General features: G+C 68.9%; 2 protein-coding genes. One reads left to right on the top strand and one right to left on the bottom strand.

Features of this window, described 5'->3' with window-relative positions:
- Window positions 1-335 (bottom strand): heavy metal-associated domain-containing protein (locus TSH20_RS33630; RefSeq protein WP_199232456.1); only part of this gene is annotated, 335 nt, incomplete at its 3' end.
- 92 nt (window positions 336-427) lie between these two features.
- On the opposite strand from TSH20_RS33630, the gene TSH20_RS33625 reads away from it, so the two are divergent.
- Complete coding sequence (locus TSH20_RS33625; RefSeq protein ID WP_109157744.1) at window positions 428-874, top strand: helix-turn-helix domain-containing protein; 447 nt, start codon at window positions 428-430, stop codon at window positions 872-874.
- Window positions 875-1,185: the final 311 nt, after the last annotated feature.

Below are 1,185 nucleotides of genomic sequence, written 5' to 3'. Positions count from 1 at the left end.
CCGGGGGAATGGGAAGGGGCCTCAGCCCCGCAGCACCCCCCGCCGCAAGCAGCATCCGGGCCGTCCGCAACCGGATCGGCGGGGGTGGCGCCATAGCCGAGCGCGGCCAGCGGGCGGACCACCGCCTCGGTACCCAGCGTGTCGTCGTGCGAGACGGCGACCGTGCCGGCGGGCACCGACACCCGCACCTCGCGGACCCCCGGCACCCGGCGCAGCGCCGTCTCGATCTTGGCGGCACAGGATCCGCAATCCATGCCGGAAACCCGGTAGCGGCTGGTGTGCAGGGCGGCGCCGGCCTGCGTACCGGACAGCGGTTCGGGACTGGATCCGTACATGGTGGAGGCTCCTCGATCATGGCCGGTTGCCGGCAGCTCCCCCGGAGCCTAAATCCTCCAGCGACTGGAGGATCAAGAGAGAAAAGCCGACCATGTCCAGCCTGCCCGACACCTCACCCGCCGCCCTGACCATCGGCACGCTCGCCAAACGGACCGGCGTGAAGATCCCGACCATCCGCTATTATGAGGGCATCGGCCTGCTGCCGGAGGCGCCGCGCACCGGCAGCAACCGGCGCAGCTACGACGACGGGGCGGTCAACCGTCTGCGCTTCATCCGCCATGCCCGCGAGCTGGGCTTCGAGGTGGAGGCGATCCGCCAGCTGCTGGCCATGGCCGACGATCCGGGCCGGCCTTGCCGGGAGGCCGACCTGCTGGCCCGCACCCATCTGGCCGAGATCGAGTCCAGAATTGCCCGGCTGGAGGCCCTGCGCGACGAGGTCCGGCGGATGGTGGAGGGCTGCGCCCAAGACCAGGTGCGCAGCTGCCACGTCATCGAGGTGCTGGCCGACCACGCCCATTGCCTGCACGACCGGCATTGACGGAAAAGCCCCCTCCGGGACGAAGCGCCGCAACGGACAAATTATGACCTGCTTCCGGTTGCTCGGCGGACGGCGGCGTTTATCGTCACGTTCATCGGGAGCGTCGCATCAAATTCGGCCTTTCACGACGGGAAGGAAATGCGGGAACTGCAGGCTTCTAAACACCCGCCACCCCGGCGACGAACACATCCCATCGGTTGTTGGTGTCGCCGCTGACCAGGGTCGGGACGTTGCTGTGGAAGCCGACATGCAGACCGTCGGCGGACAGGGACAGCCCGTCGCTGCTGGGGTCTTCGGCGATGCGCGTGAGT

The organism is Azospirillum sp. TSH20, assembly GCF_003115935.1.
In the GTDB taxonomy this organism is placed as follows: Bacteria; Pseudomonadota; Alphaproteobacteria; order Azospirillales; family Azospirillaceae; genus Azospirillum.
The sequence above is the reverse complement of the archived record's forward strand: the minus strand, read 5'-3'. Positions and strand labels throughout refer to the sequence as shown.

Coding starts and splice junctions, on each gene's coding strand:
- TSH20_RS33625 (WP_109157744.1), top strand. CDS start 428: ATGTCCAGCCTGCCCGACACCTCACCCGCCGCCCTGACCATCGGCACG.